At 62.5% G+C, this 19943-nt stretch carries 18 protein-coding genes and 3 tRNA genes; 4 read left to right on the top strand and 17 right to left on the bottom strand.

Annotation, left to right across the window (positions count from 1 at the left end; all coding sequences use genetic code 11):
- On the top strand, positions 1-409 hold a 409-nt coding region (locus ACE3UG_RS15760; protein ID WP_374625487.1), incomplete at its 5' end, for a hypothetical protein.
- A gap of 107 nt (positions 410-516) precedes the next feature.
- On the opposite strand, the gene ACE3UG_RS15755 is transcribed toward ACE3UG_RS15760, so the two are convergent.
- The 4 genes from ACE3UG_RS15755 to pgsA form a co-directional block, all read right to left on the bottom strand.
- Positions 517-590 (bottom strand) — tRNA-Cys (locus ACE3UG_RS15755).
- Positions 591-705: 115 nt separating this feature from the next.
- Positions 706-781: transfer RNA gene (locus ACE3UG_RS15750), tRNA-Gly, on the bottom strand.
- Positions 782-830: 49 nt separating this feature from the next.
- A tRNA-Gly gene (locus ACE3UG_RS15745) sits at positions 831-906 on the bottom strand.
- Positions 907-1084: 178 nt separating this feature from the next.
- Positions 1085-1678 carry a CDP-diacylglycerol--glycerol-3-phosphate 3-phosphatidyltransferase gene (gene pgsA, locus ACE3UG_RS15740; RefSeq protein WP_374625485.1) on the bottom strand — a complete coding sequence of 198 codons (594 nt, stop codon included), beginning with the start codon at positions 1676-1678 and terminating at the stop codon, positions 1085-1087.
- Positions 1679-1854: 176 nt separating this feature from the next.
- Between pgsA and kch the strand changes: the two genes are divergently transcribed.
- Positions 1855-3081, top strand: a complete 1227-nt coding sequence (gene kch, locus ACE3UG_RS15735; protein ID WP_374625483.1) for a voltage-gated potassium channel protein — start codon at positions 1855-1857, stop codon at positions 3079-3081.
- Between the two features lie 13 nt (positions 3082-3094).
- Here the strand turns inward: kch and uvrC are convergent, their stop codons facing one another.
- Complete coding sequence (gene uvrC, locus ACE3UG_RS15730; protein ID WP_374625481.1) at positions 3095-5488, bottom strand: excinuclease ABC subunit UvrC; 2394 nt, start codon at positions 5486-5488, stop codon at positions 3095-3097.
- A gap of 99 nt (positions 5489-5587) precedes the next feature.
- Here uvrC and earP point away from each other — a divergent pair, with 99 nt between their 5' ends.
- Both earP and efp read left to right on the top strand, forming a co-directional pair.
- Complete coding sequence (gene earP / locus ACE3UG_RS15725) at positions 5588-6823, top strand: elongation factor P maturation arginine rhamnosyltransferase EarP (RefSeq protein WP_374625501.1); 1236 nt, start codon at positions 5588-5590, stop codon at positions 6821-6823.
- A gap of 139 nt (positions 6824-6962) precedes the next feature.
- Positions 6963-7520 (top strand): elongation factor P, encoded by a 558-nt coding sequence (efp, locus tag ACE3UG_RS15720; protein WP_374625479.1) that lies wholly within the window; start codon positions 6963-6965, stop codon positions 7518-7520.
- Positions 7521-7675: 155 nt separating this feature from the next.
- On the opposite strand, the gene nagZ is transcribed toward efp, so the two are convergent.
- The 12 genes from nagZ to ACE3UG_RS15660 form a co-directional block, all read right to left on the bottom strand.
- A complete protein-coding gene (gene nagZ, locus ACE3UG_RS15715) occupies positions 7676-8710 on the bottom strand; it encodes a beta-N-acetylhexosaminidase (protein WP_374625477.1) in 1035 nt (344 codons plus the stop codon).
- Positions 8707-9225, bottom strand: a complete 519-nt coding sequence (acpS, locus tag ACE3UG_RS15710) for a holo-ACP synthase (protein ID WP_374625475.1) — start codon at positions 9223-9225, stop codon at positions 8707-8709. The genes nagZ and acpS overlap by 4 nt, the downstream gene beginning before the upstream one ends.
- Before the next feature lie 42 nt (positions 9226-9267).
- The gene (gene pdxJ, locus ACE3UG_RS15705) at positions 9268-10029 is read right to left on the bottom strand and encodes a pyridoxine 5'-phosphate synthase (RefSeq protein ID WP_374625473.1); all 762 of its coding nucleotides are present in this window, start codon (positions 10027-10029) and stop codon (positions 9268-9270) included.
- Positions 10026-11051, bottom strand: coding sequence for a DNA repair protein RecO (gene recO / locus ACE3UG_RS15700; RefSeq protein ID WP_374625471.1), 1026 nt, complete (start codon positions 11049-11051; stop codon positions 10026-10028). The genes pdxJ and recO overlap by 4 nt, the downstream gene beginning before the upstream one ends.
- Positions 11038-11931 carry a GTPase Era gene (gene era / locus ACE3UG_RS15695; protein ID WP_374625469.1) on the bottom strand — a complete coding sequence of 298 codons (894 nt, stop codon included), beginning with the start codon at positions 11929-11931 and terminating at the stop codon, positions 11038-11040. Before era ends, recO begins: the two co-directional genes overlap by 14 nt.
- Before the next feature lie 57 nt (positions 11932-11988).
- Positions 11989-13029 carry a ribonuclease III gene (gene rnc / locus ACE3UG_RS15690; RefSeq protein ID WP_374625467.1) on the bottom strand — a complete coding sequence of 347 codons (1041 nt, stop codon included), beginning with the start codon at positions 13027-13029 and terminating at the stop codon, positions 11989-11991.
- A 277-nt stretch (positions 13030-13306) separates the two neighbouring features.
- Positions 13307-14221 carry a signal peptidase I gene (gene lepB, locus ACE3UG_RS15685; protein WP_374625465.1) on the bottom strand — a complete coding sequence of 305 codons (915 nt, stop codon included), beginning with the start codon at positions 14219-14221 and terminating at the stop codon, positions 13307-13309.
- Positions 14222-14239: 18 nt separating this feature from the next.
- Positions 14240-16045 carry a translation elongation factor 4 gene (gene lepA, locus ACE3UG_RS15680; protein ID WP_374625463.1) on the bottom strand — a complete coding sequence of 602 codons (1806 nt, stop codon included), beginning with the start codon at positions 16043-16045 and terminating at the stop codon, positions 14240-14242.
- A 215-nt stretch (positions 16046-16260) separates the two neighbouring features.
- Entirely contained in the window at positions 16261-16506 is a 246-nt protein-coding gene (locus ACE3UG_RS15675) for a glutaredoxin family protein (protein WP_374625461.1), read from the bottom strand.
- A gap of 12 nt (positions 16507-16518) precedes the next feature.
- Positions 16519-18030: a DegQ family serine endoprotease gene (locus tag ACE3UG_RS15670; RefSeq protein ID WP_374625459.1), complete on the bottom strand. Its 1512-nt coding sequence runs from the start codon at positions 18028-18030 to the stop codon at positions 16519-16521.
- A gap of 129 nt (positions 18031-18159) precedes the next feature.
- Positions 18160-19218 (bottom strand): MucB/RseB C-terminal domain-containing protein, encoded by a 1059-nt coding sequence (locus ACE3UG_RS15665; RefSeq protein ID WP_374625457.1) that lies wholly within the window; start codon positions 19216-19218, stop codon positions 18160-18162.
- The gene (locus ACE3UG_RS15660) at positions 19219-19914 is read right to left on the bottom strand and encodes a sigma-E factor negative regulatory protein (protein WP_374625455.1); all 696 of its coding nucleotides are present in this window, start codon (positions 19912-19914) and stop codon (positions 19219-19221) included.
- Positions 19915-19943: the final 29 nt, after the last annotated feature.

Raw genomic sequence — 19943 nt, 5'->3', positions numbered from 1 at the left:
TTGCCGAACTGCTCAAGCAGCTCGGCGGGGATCGTCGGCAGCTCTGCCGGTGGGGTTTTGGGTTTGCGAGGCATCGTCACTCCTTGGCGACATGTTATGCCTCAAACACGAAATTTCCGACAGGCCCAAGGCTTTTACAATCGCCAACGAATCCATTCGTCCATCGGGTACCGCACACCGTCCGATTACGAAGCGATGCTGCAAGCGGCGTGAGTTACTGTACGTGAAATCGAGGCATGGTCACATCGAGGATTTTGAGGATCTGATAGGTTTGACGATACTAGCCTGCGGCCTGATCACAGCTATCGTCGTCTACACATTGTCGATACGCATTGGCCGTTGGTGTGTTCAACGTGTGTTCGCCACGCGTACAGCAACAGATTTCAACGAAGGAGATCGAGGCGAATAAGCGTCAGTCATCCGCAAAGCAGTTTTGTAGCCTCGCATTCAAGCAACGGCTTTCCGATACAACGGCCGAAAAAGAAAAAGCCCTGACACGTCAGGGCTTTTGAATTTTGGAGGCGGGAGTCGGAATCGAACCGGCGTACACGGCTTTGCAGGCCGCTGCATGACCACTCTGCCATCCCGCCATTGGGATATATGCCGCATTTTAACCACTCGCTGTTGCCATCGAGGGCGCCCTTCGGATCGATCGCCGTGGGCTTTTCGGCAAATAAAAAGGGAAGCCAGGCTTCCCTCTGGATTTGGAGCGGGAGACGAGTCTCGAACTCGCGACCTCAACCTTGGCAAGGTTGCGCTCTACCAACTGAGCTACTCCCGCATGACACCGAACACCAAGGATCAACTCACTCAATGTCCAGCGTGAAAACTGGAGCGGGAGACGAGTCTCGAACTCGCGACCTCAACCTTGGCAAGGTTGCGCTCTACCAACTGAGCTACTCCCGCATTGTCATGCGTACTACCAATCCAACCGCTTCTTAAAACTTCGCTGCCGGGCTAGTGCCGTAGCAGCGAGAAGGAGATTATGGCTAAACCGTGATTCAGTGTCAAGCACCCACACTGAAAATTTGTGAAGATTATGCTCCCCACCCCGCGCAATTCCCGCACCTTCGGGGACCGGCGCTCACATCTTGCCCGCACCGCGCTCCCGAATCTGCGGCCACGCGCGGCGCAGATAATACAGCATCGACCACAGCGTGAGAACCGCCGCCACGTAGATCAGCCACGTCCCCCAGAATCGGGAGTCAAATCGCAATCCGCGCCATGCCACCGTGCCATTGAACAGCAACAACGGAATCGCCACCATCTGCGCCGCCGTCTTGATCTTGCCCAACTGATGCACCGCCACGCTGCGCGACGCGCCAATCTGCGCCATCCATTCACGTAATGCCGAAATCGTGATCTCCCGGCCGATGATGATCAACGCCACCAACGCATTGATCCGCCCCATCTGCAGCAGCATCAGCAACGCCGCAGCCACCATCAGCTTGTCCGCCACAGGGTCCAGAAACGCCCCGAACGCCGACGTCTGATTCCAGCGCCTTGCCAGGAATCCGTCAAACCAGTCGGTCAGCGCCGCCAGCACGAAGACCGAGCACGCCACCCAATTCATCTCGACCGACGTCAACCAGGTCGCTGGCAAGTAATAGACGCCGACCACCAGCGGGATCAGCACGATCCGGAGCCAGGTCAGACATATAGGGATATTGAAAGGCATGGCAGCATGAGTTCGGCAAACAGCGGTCGACACACGGCGCCCTCGGCAACCGTACCAGACCCGCATTGTGCCGTGTCTGCCCCGCAGCGACAAGGCCAAGGCACCGCACAGCGGTTGACATGTGCGCCAGTGTGCCCCTATCTTGCTCGCAATCACCCGCCAATAGCGCCGATCTCGTGAAACTGTCCTGGCCCCTGACCGCACTGCGACGCCCGCTGCTGCCGGCGCACCTCCTCATCGCGATACTGGTCGGGATCGACGGCCTGCTGCTCGTCGCCTCCGTGCTCCTGCGCGTGCCCGGCTCGCTGCTCATCGATCTCTTCGTGCGCGGCGACCTCTCGGCACTCGAACGCATCGAGGCCACCCACCTGCCCCGGCTGCTCTTCGGGCTGAACGCCATCGAGCGCATCGACTTCTCGCACCTGCCCCGCGCCCTCACCGGCCTGTCACTGGTCGCGCTCTCCTGCGGACTCGTCATCCGCGCACGCACCGCCTGGGCCTTCACGCTCGTCATGCTCACGCTGGCCGCCGCCATCAATTTCCACGTGAACATCCGCTTCGATCTGACGTTCGCCCTCTCGCTCGTCTGCATTGCGCTTCTGCTGTGGTACTGGCGCTCGTTCGACCGGGCAAGCTTCGCCGCCGCCACGCTCTACACGCTGGTGGCCGTATTTGCCCTGCTCGTCTATGCCACTTTCGGCACCCTCTATCTCGGCCACGAATTCACGCCGCCCGTCGCCGATCTGGCCACCGCGTTCTATTTCGCCATCGTCACGATGACCACCGTCGGCTACGGCGACATCGTGCCGCACACCACCGACGCGCGGCTCTTCACCGCATCGGTCATCATCTTCGGGATCAGTGTGTTCGCGACGTCATTGACCGTCGTCATCGGCCCGCTCGTTGGCGGCAACCTCAAGAAAATTCTCGCTGGGAGGTTCACTCACGTGATACGAAAGAACCACTTCATCGTGGCCGGCGCCTCGCCGCTTGCCATCAACGTGCACCACGAACTCACCAAGCGCGGCTTGCCGGTGACGGCCATCATCGCAAGCGGCGCCGATAACCCATACCCGGAAGATGCAGATGTCATCCATGGCGACGCGAGCGACAACGCCGTGCTTACGCACGCCGGCATCGAGCACGCCAAAGCCGTTCTCGCGCTGCGCGCCGACGATTCGGAAAATGCCTTCATCGTGCTCGCTGCGAAGGAAATCGCACCGACGGTGCGCACCATCGCATCGGTCAACGACAGCAAGCATCTGAGCAAGATCAAGCGCGTACAGCCCGACATGATCTTCGCGCCGCCCGTCGTCGGCGGTGAGCTTCTCGCGCGCACGCTGTCCGGCGAGACGGTCGACAACGAGACCGTCATGCGTCTGCTGTTCCACGGCGACACCTGACGCGTCGCGCGCGTCAGTGCAGTTGACGATAGATCTGCTCGGCCAATGTCGTCGAAATGCCGTCGACGCTCGCCAACTCGTCGACGCTCGCCGACGCCACCCCTTGCAGCCCGCCGAACCGCATGAGCAACCGCTGACGGCGTTTCGCCCCAATGCCCTCGATCTCCTCGAGCCGCGACGTCTGACGCGCCTTCGCCCGCTGGGCCCGCATGCCGGTAATCGCAAAGCGGTGCGCCTCGTCACGAATTTGCGCGATCAGCATCAGCACCGCACTCTCGCGCCCCAATTCCAACGGCGCGCGGCCGTCGGCAAAAATCAGCGTCTCGAGACCCACTTTGCGTCCCTCCCCTTTTGCCACGCCGACCAGCCGCCCGATGTCGATCCCCAACTCCACGAACACCTGACGCGCCACCTCGACCTGCCCCTTGCCACCATCGATAAGCACCAATTGGGGCAAATTGGCCTCCACGTCAGACACCTCAGGCGCGCTCGACGCGGTGACCTCGGCAGACACGCCGTTTTCGGGGGGCGCCTCAGTGTCGGGCAGCAACGCCGTCTCGGCCTCGGCGCGCGCCACGTCGGCCGCCACGGACGACGGATCTGCCGCATCGCTCACTGCGGCCGCCGCAGCCTCCATCAAACGGCCGTACCGGCGTGTGAGCACCTGACGCATCGCCGCATAGTCGTCACCGGGCGTAATGCCCGTGATGTTGTAACGCCGGTATTCACTCGTCTGCATCTTGTGATGATGGAACACCACGCACGACGCCTGCGTCGCCTCGCCCTGCGTGTGGCTGATGTCGAAGCACTCCACCCGCAGCAACGCCGGATCCTCGATGTCGAGCCCGATCGTCTGCACCAGTTCGCCCGTGCGCGCCTGCTGACTGCCCTGCTCCGTCAATAGACGCGTAAGCGCGAGCTGCGCGCCTTGCTGCGCCATATCGAGCCACGCCCGTCGTTGTCCCTGCGGTTGACGCACCAGCGCGATGCGCCGCCCCGCTTGCTCGGACAATGCGGCAAGCAACTCGTCACCCGGCAGCGCATGACTCACGACCAGCACCGGCGGCACCGCCTGGCCGAGATAGTGCTGCGCGACAAACGCTTCGAGCAGGCGCGATTCGAGCGATGACGCCCGGGCCCCCGATGGCACGTCGCCGGCAACCTCGCCGACCGTGGTCAACGATGCATCCGAGTCCCCATCGGACACATCCGATGCGAGCGCCTCGTCTTCATCGAATTCATCGACAACGCCCCCTTCGACGCCGCGCTCGACGTGCGCCGGAAAGTACGCCTTGTCGCCGAGGTGACGTCCGCCACGCACCATCGCGAGGTTCACACACGCGCGCCCGCCCGCGTAGGCGACGGCGAGAATGTCGGCGTCGACATCGCCCGCCGTCTCGACGGACTGCTGCTGAAGCACGCTGGACAGTGCCTGCATCTGGTTGCGCACCACGGCGGCCTGCTCGAATTGCAGCGCCTCGGCGTACGTCATCATCTTCGCTTCCAGCGCACCCAGCACTTCGCTCTGACGTCCCGAAAGAAAGGCCGCCGCGTTGCTCACGTCGCGCGCATAGTCTTCGTCCCGGATGACACCCACGCACGGCGCACTGCATCGCTCGATCTGATGCAGCAGACACGGACGCGTGCGATTCGCAAAGACGGAGTCCTCACAAGTGCGCAACTGGAACACCTTCTGCAGGATCTGAATGCTTTCGCGCACCGCCCACGCGCTGGGGAATGGCCCGAAGTACTGCCCGCGACGGTCCACCGAGCCCCGGTAGTACGCCATGCGCGGATACTTGTGCTGTGTGAGCTTGAGAAACGGATACGACTTGTCGTCGCGAAACAGAATGTTGTAACGCGGATGCAGCGCCTTGATCAGATTGTTCTCAAGCAGCAGCGCCTCGGTTTCCGAACGCGTAACGGTCGTTTCCAGTTTCGCGATGCGCGCGACCATCAGCGCGATGCGCGGGGACAGCAGCGTCTTGTTGAAGTAACTCGACACACGCTTCTTGAGGTTGCGCGCCTTGCCAACGTACAGGACATTGCCCGTCGCATCGTAATAGCGGTAGACGCCGGGCAGGTTCGGCAATTGCGCGAGCACTTGGCGGGCGTCGAACGGCGCGGCGTCGAGCGCGTCGCCGCTGGGGCTTGTCGCCTCGACACTCGCGCGACGCGAACGCTTTCCCTTGTCGGTCTTGGCCGGGTTGGGCACCGTCGTCGCCTCGGCCGACGTGTCAACCTGCGCGTCCGTGCTGTCGGGGGGCGTCGTCGCCAAAGGGGCGGCGGCAGCGCCAGCGCCGGTGGCGGATTTCGCCTTGCGGGCCTTGCTCGGCGGCGTGACGTCGTGGGCGTCTTCGGTCATGAACTCTGGCAATCGAAGCGTCCCCGGGGCGAGCCGGTGCATTCATCGCACGGCCCACAACCTTGGCGATGGCATCGTCAGGCGTCACAGGGACTAAAATCCGAAGTTTAGACCAATCCGCGTCGCCGCCTCTCAATGTCCCTGCCCATCGTGTCTTCTCCTGGCTCGAGCGCCCTTCCCCTGGTCCCGCGTTGCGACCTGTTCTGCACCGTCGTCGACAATTTCGGGGACATCGGCGTGTGCTGGCGGCTCGCCCGGCAACTCGTGCGCGAACACGGCTGGTCGGTCCGGCTCTGGGTGGACGATCTCGCGAGCTTTCGTCACTTGCGCCCCGACATCGATCCGTCGTTGGCCCGGCAACGGTGCGACGGCGTCGAGGTGCGCCGCTGGGATAGCGACTTCGGTCCGATCACCGACGGCAATGCACCAGGCGATATCGTCATCGAAGCGTTTGCCTGCCATATCCCCGACGTCTTTATCGAGGCGATGCACGCGCGGAAAAAAGCCGGAAGCGCGCCCATCTGGATCAATCTCGAATATTTGAGCGCAGAAGACTGGGTTGAGGGATGTCATCTGCAAAAATCGGTACACCCGCAACTGGGACTCGTCAAAACGTTCTTCTTCCCCGGCTTCACCAAGCGCACTGGCGGGCTTGCACGGGAGCGGGAACTGCTGTCGCAGCGAGACGCTTTCCTTTCTCGCCCCGATCTGCGCGACGCCTGGTGGCAACGCACGCTCGGCCTGCCGTCAGCGCCGAAGGACGCATGGGTCGTATCGCTGTTCACCTATGAAAATACCGCGCTCCCTGCATTGCTTGTGCAATGGGCTGCCAGCAAGACGCCGATCGTCTGCCTCGTTCCTCAGGGACGTATCGCACCATCGGTCGCGGCCTGGTTCGGCCGTGAAACGCTTGCGCCGCGCGAGTCAGCGACGCGAGGTGCACTGAGCGTGTATGGACTGCCGTTCGTCCCGCAATCCGAATTCGACGCGCTGCTGTGGGCGTGCGACCTCAATTTCGTGCGCGGCGAAGACTCGTTCGTGCGCGCCCAATGGGCGGCGAAACCGCTGGTCTGGCATATCTACCCGCAGGACGACGAGGCCCATCACATCAAACTCGACGCATTTCTCGAGCGCTATCTGGGCGATCCGCCCGCTGGCACGGCTGACGCCCGCCCCTTGGGGCACGACGCGCGCGAGGCGCTGCGCACCTTCTGGCATCTCTGGAACGGCTACGCCAGCACCCCGCCCGACTGGGCGGCGCTGGCTGCCGCGCTGCCCGAACTGAATCGACACGCCCGCGCGTGGGCGTGCGCACAGGCGAGTCTTCCGGATCTCGCGCGACAGTTGGCAAGCTTCGCAGAAAATCAGGTAAAATAGCTGGTTTTTCAACGCTTTGCTGCTGAACCTGCTGCGCCGGACCGTTCCGGGCGGGCGCGGGAATCAAGCGGCGAATGGGCGCACGGAAGCGCTCGACAAGCGGCAAATCGCTTATTTCGTCACAGGATCTCGTTTTTTTATGAAAACCGCTCAAGAACTCCGCGTCGGTAACGTCGTCATGATCGACGGTGAGCCCAATGTGGTGCTGAAGACCGAATACGTCAAGTCGGGCCGTAACTCCAGCGTCGTGAAGATGAAGTACAAGAAGCTGATGGGCGAAGGCCGTGGCGAATTCGCCTACAAGGCCGACGACAAGTTCGACGTCGTGGTGCTCGACAAGAAGGAAGTGACCTACTCGTACTTCGCCGACCCGATGTACGTGTTCATGGACACCGACTACAACCAGTACGAAGTCGAAGCCGAAAACATGGGCGACGCGATCAAGTATCTGGAAGACGGCATGCAATGCGAAGTCGTTTTCTACAACGAAAAGGCCATCTCGGTCGACCTGCCGACCTCGCTCGTGCGCGTTGTGGAATACACCGAGCCGGCCGTCAAGGGCGACACGTCGTCGGGCCGCGTTCTGAAGAACGCCAAGATCAACGATCTGCTGGAAATCCAGGTGCCGCTGTTCGTCAACACCGGCGACAAGATCGAAATCGATACGCGTACCGACGAGTACCGCAGCCGCGTCTGATCGACTGCGGCACCGACCGCGCCGTCTTCGGACGACGCGGTGCGATGCGGGGCCCGTCAGGCCACAAAAAGCGCTCTTCCCCTTTCGGGGCCGAGCGCTTTTTGTTTGGCTGAACGCTCAGCGCGTGACCTCAGCGCGTGACCTCAGCGTGTGACTTATCCGCCGAACGTCTGCGCGATCAAACGTCGCGCCGCCTGATACTCCGGCTGCGCGAGCATCTTTTCCCACCCGTGCGCCTTGCCGCGCCCCTTCAGATGCTTGATGCGACGCTGAGACGCGATATCGGGCACCGACTTCATCTCGTGCAGCAACCGGTCTGCCTTCTCCGGGCTGTTGCAGATGAGTACCATGTCGCAGCCGGCCGCCATCGCCGCATGCGCCGCCGTAACGACATCGCCTGCCGCACTCGCCCCCTGCATCGATAGATCGTCGCTGAAAATCACGCCATCGAAAGCGTACTTGCCGCGCAGAATCTCCTTGAGCCACTTGGCCGAGAATCCCGCCGGGTTCGGATCGACTTGCGGGTAGATCACGTGGGCCGGCATCACCGCCGCAAGCGACATGCCGAGCCAATCGTACGGCTGCGCATCGACACTGAGGATGTCGTCGAGCGAGCGCTCGTCGACCGGAATCTCGTGGTGCGAGTCGGCGGCCACAAATCCGTGCCCCGGGAAGTGCTTGCCGCAGTTCGCCATCCCCGCGAGGAGCAGACCGTGATTGAGGCTCTTGGCGAGCATGGTCACCACCCGTGGATCGGCGTCGAACGCACGATCGCCAATGACGGCGGACGCACCGTAGTCCAAGTCCAACACCGGCGTGAAGCTCAGGTCGATGTCGCACGCACGCAGCTCGGAGGCGAGCACGTAACCAACGGCCGTTGCTACGCGCGTCGCCTTGAACACGTCGTCGTGCCAGAGCTGCCCCAGCTTGCCCATGGCGGGCAGGTGCGTGAACCCGTCGGTGCGAAAGCGCTGCACGCGGCCGCCCTCATGATCGACAGCGATCAGGATGTCGTCGCGCACGTCGCGAATCTGCTTCGTGAGCGCACACAATTGCGCACGGTCATCAAAGTTGCGGGCGAAAAGGATGACCCCTCCGGTCAACGGATGGTCGATGCGGCGGATGTCGTCCTCGCTGAGGGTCAGCCCGACGACGTCCAGCATCACCGGGCCCGGCCTGCGCTTCGTCATTGCGTTTTCTCCGATGCAATATTGCCAATGTTGCCTAAATTACGCGATGCGATTGCGAACGCGACCGCATATTCTTTCTCGTCCGTGATCGAGATCTCGATCGACAATTGCCGCTCGGCCAGCCATTGCACCAACTCGCCCGACGCCACTACGACCGGCTTGCCGGACGACGCGTTGAGCGTTTGCACGGCGCGCCATGTCATCGGCCAGCGCATGCCCAGCCCGATCGCCTTCGACACGGCCTCCTTCGCGGCGAATCGGGTGCACAGATACGCAAGTCCTCGAACGGCGGATCGTCGCTGACGCATGTGGTAAACGTTGAGTTCCTCCGGTCCCAGAACACGCTCGGCGAAACGCCCGTTCGTGCGCGCCATCACACCTGCAACGCGGCTGATCTGGAGGATGTCCGTGCCCACGCCGTAGATCGCCGTGGCGCCGGGCTCGGGATTGACCGCATTCCCGCCTCGCGGCGGTTGGTCGGGGGACGAAGACGACGGCAACGTCGGATCGCTCATGGGCGGCGCCTGATGACGGGATACCGTGGAAGAGGTTGCGACTCAGCCGCGCGCCGCAATGCGACTGGCGACCATGATGGCTTTCATCTCGCGCACGGCATTCTCCCAACCGGCAAAGAGGGCGTGGGCCACAATGGCGTGTCCGATATTGAGCTCGGAGATCCCTTCGATGGCCGCAATCGCCTGCACATTCTCGTAATGCAGGCCGTGCCCTGCGTTCACCCGCAGCCCCAGCGACAGTCCGAGCGCGACGGCGCGCTCGATGCGTGCGTACTCAGCTTCGCGCGTTGCGTCGTCGTGGGCATCGGCATAGCGGCCCGTGTGCAGCTCGATCACCGGCGCGCCCATGCGTGCCGCGGCGCGGATCGGTGCTTCGTCCGGGTCGATGAACAGCGACACGCGGCAGCCGGCGTCGCCGAGCTGCTGCGTCGCGGCGGCGACAGCATCGTACAGACCGACAACATCCAGACCGCCTTCGGTCGTCAGTTCCTGACGACGCTCCGGCACCAGGCAAACGTCGTGCGGCTTCACGCTGCACGCAATCGCCAGCATCTCTTGCGTCACGGCGCATTCCAGGTTCATTCGCGTGAGCAGCTCGCCACGCAGTGCCCTCACATCGTTGTCGCGAATATGGCGGCGATCCTCACGCAGGTGCAGCGTAATCACATCTGCGCCCGCCTCTTCGGCCAGCAACGCCGCCTTGATCGGGTCGGGATAAGCGGTGCCGCGCGCGTTGCGCAACGTCGCGACGTGATCGATATTCACCCCCAGATCGATGGGGTTACCGTGAAAGAAGAGGCTCATAGTTTTTGCAGGTCGAGCAGGATCTGCCGCGTGTTGAGCGCAACGCCGCCCAAGTGGTGATTGAGAAGAAAGCGCATGAGCAGCTTGCTTTGCTGCACAGTCTGCACCCTGGAGTAGTCATCTTGCTCCATGTCGAGCAACGTCTGCCCACTGACGATCGGCCAGTCGGACGGCTCATCCCCTCCCGCAGGACGCACGCCCCGGTCAGGATGGAACACATAGCGGCGCTCGGGCGTCACTTTTCCACGCGTCTGCGTGCAGCGGTCGAACGCCACGGCGTAACCGGTCTCGCGCAGCAGCACGCGCTCGAACGCTCGCAGAATGATGCCCGCAGGCTCGCCGTGTGCGAGATGGTGCAGCGTGGTCAGATAGTGCTGGAACAGCTTGTCGTGGGGGTCGTCGCGCGCGCAGAACTTCACCAGCAATTCGTTGAGGTAGAAGCCCGAGAGCAGAGCGTCACCTTCGAGCGGACGCAGCCCCCCGACCCACTCCGCCTTGGTCAGCGTACGCAGTTCTCCCTTACCGAGCCACGCGAGCGAGAGCGGCTGAAAAGTCTGAAGCACGCCGCGCAGCGCCGAGTGCGGGCGTTTGGCCCCCTTCGCCACGAGCGCGATGCGTCCGTGGTCGCGCGTGAGGACGTCGATGATCAGGCTGGTTTCGCGATACGGATAGCTATGCAGCACGAAGCCCGGTTGCTCGGTCACTCGGCGCTGCTCGCGCTCGGCTGCGCGAGCGGGCGACGGTGTTCGCCGTGCCCGTTTCGTTTCGTGCTTGACGCTATCGGTGTTGGCCTCGGCTTGCCGAAATGCCTCCGACGCCTCATCGTCAACGCCGCGCGCACGGGGACTGCGCGTCTGACGCGCAGGCCGCGCACCGGCCGCACCTGTCGCACCTGTCGCACCGGCACGCGGAGGACGCGGGCGACGAGGCGTGTCGGCACCCGACGCGTGTCCGGACGCCAGCGTCACATCGCCGGGCGTCGCAATTTCGTCAGGTGCGGTGTCGAGTTCACTCGTAGCCATACGCCCGCAGGCCGGCCTCGTTATCGGCCCAGCCGCCCTTGACCTTGATCCAGACTTCCAGATACACCGGCCCATCGAAGAGCTTCGCCATATCGAGGCGCGCGTCGGTGGAAATCTGCTTGAGCTTCGCGCCCTTGTTGCCGATGATCATCGCCTTGTGGTTATCGCGATCGACCAGAATCGTCGCAAAGATCCGACGCAGATTCCCTTCCTGCTCGAACTTGTCGATGATGACCGTGCTCGTGTATGGCAGCTCGTCGCCGGTCCAGCGGAACACCTTTTCGCGCAGGATCTCGGCCGCCATGAATCGCTCGCTGCGGTCGGTAAGATCGTCTTCGCCATAGATCGGCTCGCCTTCGAGCAGATACGGGCGCAACACGCCGAGCAAACGCTTGATGTCATCGTGCCGCTTTGCCGAGAGCGGCACGATCTCGCGGAAATCGCGCACCTCGCCCATCTTCCCCAGGAACGGCAGAAATGCCGCCCTGTCGGTAATGCGATCGAGCTTGTTGATGATCAGCAGCACCGGCGTTGTCTCGGGCAGGAGCTCAAGCACCTTTTTGTCGTCGTCGCCGAAATTGCCCGCTTCGATGACGAAAAGCACGACGTCGACGCTGGAAAGCGTCGACGTCACCGCGCGGTTGAGCGAGCGGTTCAGCGCCGTCGCGTGCCGTGTCTGGAATCCCGGTGTGTCGACGAAGATGTATTGCGCATCGTCGGTGGTACAAATGCCGGTAATGCGATGCCGAGTCGTCTGCGCCTTGCGCGACGTAATGCTGATCTTCTGACCGACGAGGGCGTTGAGCAGCGTCGATTTACCGACGTTCGGACGCCCGACGATCGCCACGGTCCCGCAGCGAAAATCCGTCTTATCGTTCATGTTGGGTAACTCTCGTGAAAAGGGGGCCGCGCGTTGCGCCCGCCCCTTGAATGGGGCTCAGGCGGCTGCCGGGGGATGCTTGGCGGCGTCGGCCTTCTCGGCAGACTTCTCGGCGGTCTTCTCGGAAGATTTCTCCGCAGGGGCTGACGGCGTACGAGCCGCACCGTTGTTGCCGGACGCGGTCATGGCCGGCGCGCCAACTGAACCGCTGACCTCGCGGACGTCTTTCGACTCCTTGGCATCTTTCGCGTCTTTAGCGTCTTTAGCGTCTTTCGCATCTTTGGGCTCACGTGCCTCGCCCGGCGGCGCGACGCGCATTAGCCCAACCGTCTCGGCCATTTTCGCCTCGGACGCTGCCGCCTTCGCCGCACGCTTCTTCGCAGCCTTGGCACCCTTCTCCGCCTTCGGCTTGGCAAGCGCCGGCATCTTCTGCACTTCCTCAAGCGCCTTCTTGGCGGCCGCTTGCTCCGCCGCACGTCGGCTTGCGCCCGAGCCACCCGCCTTGATGTCGAGCTTCGGTACCGTGCATTCCACCTCGAACTGCTGATTGTGGGCTGCGCCGTGCGTGGCAATCACCGTGTACTGCGGCAATGCGATCTTGTGGCCCTGCAGATATTCCTGCAGCAGTGTCTTGGCGTCTTTGCCAAGCGTTTTCGGATCGACATGTTCGAGCACCGGCGTATACAGACGCTCGATCACGGCATACGCGGCTTCGAAACCGCCGTCCAGATACATCGCCCCGAACAGCGCCTCGAGCGTGTCGGCCAGAATCGACGGCCTGCGGAACCCCCCACTCTTGAGTTCGCCTTCCCCCAACCGCAGAAAATCGGAAACCCCCAGCGTCTGCGCAATTTCGTACAACGACTGCTGCTTGACGAGATTGGCGCGCACACGCGAGAGGTCGCCTTCGTCGAGCTTCCCGTAACGACGGAACAGGATCGCGGCAACCGAACAGTTGAGTATGGAATCGCCGAGAAACTCCAACCGCTCATTGTTGGCGGCACTATGGCTACGATGCGTCAGCGCTTGGCAAAGCAATTCCGCATCGTGGAAGCGGTACTGGAGACGTTCTTCCAGTTGATTCAGAGATTGAGGCATGGCGCAAGTATAGCGCGACGCTCCCGCCCCGGCGCGCGTCGTCGCCAAGAAACGACGCGCCTGACCGCCGTCCGGCGGGCTTTTCAGACTCGCAGGAGGGTGGTGGATCGGACATTTCCGAAGCAGAGACGGAGAGATCGCTTCGACGCTCCCGATCGGAGGCGTCATTTAATTCGAATTAAATAACAATAATGCGGAAATCGACGATTTATTGTCAATTTCCGCATTAATAAGATGCATCGTTCAGGGCCGCGACCCCGCTCGATCTTCGGGAAGCTTACTGGAAGCGGCCCAGGCGCTTGAGGTTCGAGAAGTTCATCCAGATGAAGAACGCTCGGCCCACGATGTTTTTCTCGGGCACAAAGCCCCAGTAGCGGCTATCCGCGCTGTTGTCGCGGTTATCGCCCATCATGAAGTAGTGGCCTGCCGGCACCTTGCAGATCACGCCCTGGCTGTTGTACTGGCAGTTCTGCTTGTTCGGGAAGTCGTCGGCACCCAAAATGTACGGCGGCACGTTCGGGTCGTTCAGAATGCGGTGCTTCACGCCGCCCACCGTCTCTTCGAACTGCTTGAAGTAGGCGATGTGCTCCTCGTCGAAGAAGTCGGGCATCGCGGTCTCCGGCACCAACTGACCGTTCACGGTGAGCCGCTTGTTCTCGTAGGCCACCACATCGCCGGGCACACCGATCACGCGCTTGATGTAGTCCATCGACTCGTCTTTCGGGTAACGGAACACCACCACGTCGCCGCGCTTCGGCTCACCCACATCGAGGACCTTCGTATTGATGACCGGCAGACGAATCCCGTAGTCGAACTTGTTCACGAGGATAAAGTCGCCCACGAGCAATGTCGGAATCATCGAGCCCGACGGAATCTTGAAGGGCTCAACCACGAACGAACGCAGCACGAACACCGCCAATATCACCGGGAAGAAGCTCGCCGAGTACTCCAGCCACCACGGCTGCCGCAACTTGTCGTCGCGCACTTTCGCCCGGGCACTCGCCAGCGCACCGCCTTCCTGCGCACCTGAGCCCTGAATACCGGAACCCTGCAACGCAACCTGCTGCTGATCGAACTGTGTCACTGCGTCCTGTGCTGCCCGGCGGCGCGCCGGCTGAAACACCAACTTGTCGGCCACCCAGGCCACCCCGGTCACCAGCACCAGGATAAAAAGAATCAAGGCGAAATTCATGCGGGACCTGTCGCTTCGTTATTTGTCTTCGACTTGCAAAATGGCGAGGAACGCTTCCTGAGGAATCTCAACACTCCCCACCTGCTTCATGCGCTTCTTACCTTCCTTCTGTTTCTCGAGCAGCTTCTTCTTACGCGTGATGTCGCCACCATAGCATTTCGCCAGCACGTTCTTGCGCAATGCCTTGATGTTCTCACGGGCAATGATGTTCGCGCCGATGGCCGCCTGAATCGCAACATCGTACATCTGACGCGGAATGATTTCGCGCATCTTCGATGCCACCTGCGCGCCTCGACGGCGGCTCTCCGAACGGTGCACGATGATCGACAGCGCATCGACCTTGTCGCCGTTGATGAGCATATCGACCTTGACCACGTCCGACGTGCGGTATTCCTTGAACTCGTAGTCCATCGATGCATAACCGCGCGACACCGACTTCAGCCGATCGAAGAAATCGAGCACGATCTCGGCCATCGGAATTTCGTAAATCAAGCGCACCTGACGACCGTGGTATTGCATGTCGATCTGCATGCCGCGCTTTTGTTGACAGAGCGTGACCACGGCGCCGACGTATTCCTGCGGCATATACAGGTTGACCGTGACAATCGGCTCACGAACTTCTTCGATGCGGCCCGGATCGGGCATCTTCGACGGGTTTTCCACCGAGATCAGCGTGCCGTCTCGCTCGACCACCTCATAGATCACGGTCGGCGCCGTGGTGATGAGGTCCATGTCGAACTCGCGCTCCAGGCGCTCCTGCACGATTTCCATGTGCAGCAAGCCCAGAAAGCCGCAGCGGAAACCGAAGCCCAGCGCCTGCGAGACTTCCGGTTCGTATTGCAGCGAGGCGTCGTTGAGCTTGAGCTTCTCGAGCGATTCGCGCAGCGCATCGTACTGGTTCGCCTCGACCGGGTAGAGGCCGGCGAACACCTGTGGCTTGACTTCCTTGAAGCCCGGTAGCGGCGCGGGGGCCGGCTTGGTCGTGGTCGTCAACGCGTGCGTGACCGTATCGCCCACCTTCGCGGCGCCCAGTTCCTTGATGCCAGAGATAATGAAGCCCACTTGACCGGCCGACAGCGACGGGCGTTGCTGCGATTTCGGCGTGAAGACCCCCACTTGCTCGACCGGATAAGTCGCACCCGTGGCCATCAACTGAATCTTGTCCTTCGGCTTGAGCGTGCCGTTGACAATCCGCACGAGCATGACCACGCCCACGTAGTTGTCGAACCACGAGTCGATGATCAACGCTTGCAGCAGCCCGTTGGCATCGCCCTTGGGCGGCGGTACCTTGGCGATGATTGCCTCGAGCACGTCCTCCACACCGACGCCGGTCTTGGCCGAGCACCGCACGGCATCCGTCGCCTCGATACCGATGACGTCCTCGATCTCCTGGATCGCGTTCTCCGGCTCGGCCGACGGCAGATCGATCTTGTTGAGCACCGGCACGACTTCCACGCCCAGTTCGATCGCCGTATAGCAGTTCGCCACGGTCTGGGCTTCCACGCCTTGCGACGCGTCGACCACCAGCAGTGCGCCCTCGCACGCGGACAGCGAACGGCTCACCTCGTATGAGAAGTCGACGTGTCCCGGCGTATCGATGAGGTTCAGGTTGTAGACCTTGCCGTCGCGCGCCTTGTATTGCAGCGCGGCCGTCTGTGCCTTGATGGTGATGCCCCGCTCACGCTCGAGATCCATCGAGTCGAGGACCCGGGATTCCATTTCACGATCGGACAGACCGCCGCTCAACTGGATGATGCGATCGGCCAGGGTTGATTTCCCGTGGTCGATGTGGGCGATGATCGAAAAATTGCGAATAAGGTCCATTAGGCGGGCTGTAGAAAAGTCGGTGCCATCGGATTCGGCTCGGCAGCGACTTTCGAGAGAATCGGCAAACATGACATTTTAGCCGAAAGCGCGCCGATTCCGTCCGGAATCGCGCGCATCGCGGCACTGGCTCTGTCGTGGCGGGAAGGTTCTGGCGTCGCTCAAGGAATGCGGCGGGGCATAAGGCGACCCGCAGCACCCCGAGGCAGCCCGAGTCAAGCCGATTGCAGCGCGGCAACGACTGCCGCCGCGTCGAAACGGTACCGGCACAACTCGTGATCGCCCAGCGCAAGCACCGGCACGATCTCGTCGTATTGCGCTTCGAGCGCGGGGTCGCTGTCGACGTCGACGACCGTCACCGAAAAATCCCACGTCGGGCGCATCGCTTCAAGCGCCGCAAGCATGTCATCGCATAGATGACACCACTTGCGGCCGTAAAGCGTCAGCGCCGGTGCGCTCATGAGCCGGCGACGTTACTTGCCGGGTGCGCGCGGGCGCAGCGGCACAAATTGCGTAGCGTCGCCCCGACGCACGAGAATCGGCACCAGACGCTTCGTATCGAGCCCCTTGACCACCTCCTCGAACTGCTTCGCGCTGACGATATCGGCGTCGCCCACCCGCAGGATGATGTCACCCTGCTGCAGACCTGCCCGGCCCGCCGGGCCTTCCGCCAGTTCGACCTGCACGCCGCCGCGCAGCTTCATATCCTTCTTCTGCGATTCGGTCAGGTCGGAGACCACCAGGCCGAGCGCGTTCGGGTGCGGCGTATCGGCGCTTCCGCTCTGTGCCTTGGATGCCTTCGGCGCGTCGGTATCGGCTTCCGCAACGGTCACGCGCAGGTCCTGATTCTTCCCCTTGCGCAGCACCTGCAGCGTCGCCGTCGACCCTGGCTTCGTCTCGCCGACCATACGCGGCAGGTCGGTCGCGTGATCGACGGTACGGCCTTCGAATTTCATGATGATGTCGCCCGGCTGCACGCCCGCCTTCTCGGCTGGGCTGCCCGGCTCGATGCTGCGCACGAGCGCGCCCTGCGCACGCGGCAGGCCAAGTGAGTCGGCGACGTCCTTGCTGACTTCGCTGATCGCCACCCCGATCCGGCCACGCACCACCTTGCCGCTCTTCTTGAGCTGATCGGCCACGCGCATGACTTCGTCGATCGGAATGGCAAACGAAATCCCCATGAAGCCGCCGGTCTGGCTGTAGATCATCGAGTTGATGCCGACTACCTCGCCGCGCATATTGATGAGCGGTCCGCCCGAATTGCCCGGGTTCACGGCAACGTCCGTCTGAATGAACGGCAAGTAATCGCCGGTATCGCGGCCTTTGGCCGACACGATGCCCGCCGTCACCGTGTTATCGAGGCCGAACGGCGAACCGATCGCCACCACCCATTCGCCGACACGCAGTTTGTTCGAGTCGCCCACGGGTACGGTGGGCAAGTCCTTGGCGTCGACTTTGACCACGGCGACGTCGGTACGCTTGTCTGCGCCGACGAGCTTCGCCTTGAACTCACGTTTGTCGTTAAGGGTAACGTAGATGCTGTCGGCCCCGTCAACGACGTGCGCATTGGTCAGAATGTAGCCGTCGGCCGAGACAATGAAGCCCGAGCCAACGCCACTGCTCTGCTCTTCATCCGGCTGGGGTTGGCCGCGCCGCGGGGCGCCCCCCTTAGGGTCGGGCTGCGGCAGCGGCACGCCGAAGAAACGGCGGAAAAGTTCGGCCATGTCGCCGTCCATACCGGGTGGCAGGCCACGCTGAGCGCGGCTGACGCGCTCCGTTGTCCGGATGTTCACGACGGCCGGCCCGACGCGATCGACAAGCTGGGTGAAATCGGGAAGATTGGTGACGAGCGGTGCGGGCGACGCCGTCGATCCGCTGCCCGACGTCGACGCCGAGGCCGGTGCGGCAAATGCGGCGGGAGCTCCCGCCAATTGAGCGGCAATGGCGCCGCCTACGATGACACGAAGCAGGAGAGTCTTCTTCATTGGAAGATCGTGATGCGAGAAAATCTCGGAATTCCTGAGGACAGCCCCGCACCCGACGCGGTTTCACGTCGACAGGCGCCTGGCTGCCCGGAGCGCGCCGTCACCGGTCGCGATCCACCCGACAGCCGGTCACTTCGCCGGCTGTTTGTACTCGACGCTGGAAGCAAACTGCTGCAACGTCGCCTGCGGCACTTCGCCAAGCAAGGTCAGCCAATAGTCACCGTGGCGCTTGATGAGGATATTCGTCGCCCCAGCGCTGCCGTGACCTTCCTTGCGGTCGCGTATGGCCGGCTCGATGAACACCGAAAGCCCCGCCATGCCGTCGGAATATACCACCTGCTGGACTTCCAGGGGTTTGCCGTCGGCCGTCGAGCGCATCGTGCGGCGGACTTCACGCACCGCCTTGAATCCCGGCACCTTCTTGTCGACATCGATGCGCCAACCTGCGTCGGACAGGTGCATCGGAACGATTTGCGGCTTGATGACGTGCCAACCGTGCGTTGCCTGGATAGCGTGCAAGATGCGCGCCTTCTCGCTCGGCACCCCGATCGAGATCTGCGAGAACGCCGCCTGCTCGAGCAGATGACCTTCGGCATCGATGGTTTGCGCACGCAGGAGTAGTCCGGTGTTGCGATCCGCCCAGAGCCGATAGCCGAAACGATATTCGTCCTTCGGGGTGAGCTCGATCACCATGCAGTCGAAGCCTGCCATCCGCTCGTTGGGCAGCAGTTTCGGCGCGTAGTAATCCAGCACATCGCGATTGGGCGTGGCGAGCAATGCAGGGAACGAATCCTTGCTCTCGCGCTTTTCCAGGAAGACGGTCTTGCGCTCGGGAATCAGCGTGTACACATCGTCATTCTTGCGAAGAATGCGCCGCTGACGCCCGTCCAGCGTCTCAAGCTCCTCGTACTCGTTACCCTTCTCGGCGAAGTGACTGATCTTCGACGAGCGCATGGTCGAACCACGCTGATAAACGAAGGTACCGATGTAGTTTTGCGTCTGTGCAGCGCGATGGATCTTGTTGAGCCATGCGCCGACCTCGCGCCGCTCGATCAATGGATCGGCAGACGGCGCGGAAGCCTGTGCCCACGCGTGCGATTGCAACGTGGTCGCCAACAGGAAAGCGAACAGGAAGAAGGTGCGCCCGATGGGCGCACGCGGCAAGGATTCGATACTCAGGCGCTGCATTTATTCGTCCGCTTGCGCCGAGGCTCGCATGTAAGGGGATACGCTCTGGCCGATCGGCGTCGGTGCATATTGCTGGTGCGCCGCCAGATACTGGTCGAGACGCGCATCGCGCAACACGATCAGATCGTTCGGTGCTCCAGCACTCGCACCGTTCGCCGCCACAGCGGCTTGCGGCTGCTGAGAAAGCGTGACACGCGTGAGGTTGGCGCCACCAGCGGCCGGCGCTGCGGCCTGGGCCAGTACTTGCGGTTGTGCGCCCCCCGCCGGATGATCCTGCAGACGCGGCACCACGACCCATGACAGCGCGGCAACCGCTGCGGCGGCGGCCGCCGTCGGCAGCACGCGGCGTACCCGCAGGAACGGATTGATGCGCGTGACTCGCGAGCCTGCGGACTTGACGCCCAGGGCAGCGCTTGCCTGAGCGTCTGCCAGTGCGGCCGGCGCGAGCAGGTGCGGCTCGGCATCGAGGCGCGCCGTGAAGGCCGCCATGAAGGCCGACGCCGAACGCGGCAGCGCCAGTTCATCGGATCGCAAAGCGTCTCCGATCAGATGGTAATCGTCCCACAGAGGCCGGCCAGAGGTGTCAGCCTCATCCAGCAGGGCCGCCAGCTCGTCCGAATCGAATTCCCCGTCCATCAACGCGGAAATCCGCTCGGCTTGCAGCCCCCGCTGCGTTTGCACCGTCGCTGATCCCATGATATCCCCCAACGAAATTAACTTCCCCG

The organism is Pandoraea sp. (assembly GCF_041919235.1).
Taxonomy (GTDB): Bacteria; Pseudomonadota; Gammaproteobacteria; order Burkholderiales; family Burkholderiaceae; genus Pandoraea.
Note: the sequence above shows the minus strand (reverse complement) of the source record. Positions and strands in the feature narration are given on the sequence as shown.

What these genes read in the sequence shown, in the direction of transcription:
- pgsA (WP_374625485.1), bottom strand. Translation starts at nt 1,678, where the DNA reads ATGCCTTTCAATATCCCTATATGTCTGACCTGGCTCCGGATCGTGCTG.
- uvrC (WP_374625481.1), bottom strand. Translation starts at nt 5,488, where the DNA reads ATGCACCGGCTCGCCCCGGGGACGCTTCGATTGCCAGAGTTCATGACC.
- efp (WP_374625479.1), top strand. Translation starts at nt 6,963, where the DNA reads ATGAAAACCGCTCAAGAACTCCGCGTCGGTAACGTCGTCATGATCGAC.
- nagZ (WP_374625477.1), bottom strand. Translation starts at nt 8,710, where the DNA reads ATGACGAAGCGCAGGCCGGGCCCGGTGATGCTGGACGTCGTCGGGCTG.
- acpS (WP_374625475.1), bottom strand. Translation starts at nt 9,225, where the DNA reads ATGAGCGATCCGACGTTGCCGTCGTCTTCGTCCCCCGACCAACCGCCG.
- pdxJ (WP_374625473.1), bottom strand. Translation starts at nt 10,029, where the DNA reads ATGAGCCTCTTCTTTCACGGTAACCCCATCGATCTGGGGGTGAATATC.
- recO (WP_374625471.1), bottom strand. Translation starts at nt 11,051, where the DNA reads ATGGCTACGAGTGAACTCGACACCGCACCTGACGAAATTGCGACGCCC.
- era (WP_374625469.1), bottom strand. Translation starts at nt 11,931, where the DNA reads ATGAACGATAAGACGGATTTTCGCTGCGGGACCGTGGCGATCGTCGGG.
- rnc (WP_374625467.1), bottom strand. Translation starts at nt 13,029, where the DNA reads ATGCCTCAATCTCTGAATCAACTGGAAGAACGTCTCCAGTACCGCTTC.
- lepB (WP_374625465.1), bottom strand. Translation starts at nt 14,221, where the DNA reads ATGAATTTCGCCTTGATTCTTTTTATCCTGGTGCTGGTGACCGGGGTG.
- lepA (WP_374625463.1), bottom strand. Translation starts at nt 16,045, where the DNA reads ATGGACCTTATTCGCAATTTTTCGATCATCGCCCACATCGACCACGGG.
- ACE3UG_RS15675 (WP_374625461.1), bottom strand. Translation starts at nt 16,506, where the DNA reads ATGAGCGCACCGGCGCTGACGCTTTACGGCCGCAAGTGGTGTCATCTA.
- ACE3UG_RS15670 (WP_374625459.1), bottom strand. Translation starts at nt 18,030, where the DNA reads ATGAAGAAGACTCTCCTGCTTCGTGTCATCGTAGGCGGCGCCATTGCC.
- ACE3UG_RS15665 (WP_374625457.1), bottom strand. Translation starts at nt 19,218, where the DNA reads ATGCAGCGCCTGAGTATCGAATCCTTGCCGCGTGCGCCCATCGGGCGC.
- ACE3UG_RS15660 (WP_374625455.1), bottom strand. Translation starts at nt 19,914, where the DNA reads ATGGGATCAGCGACGGTGCAAACGCAGCGGGGGCTGCAAGCCGAGCGG.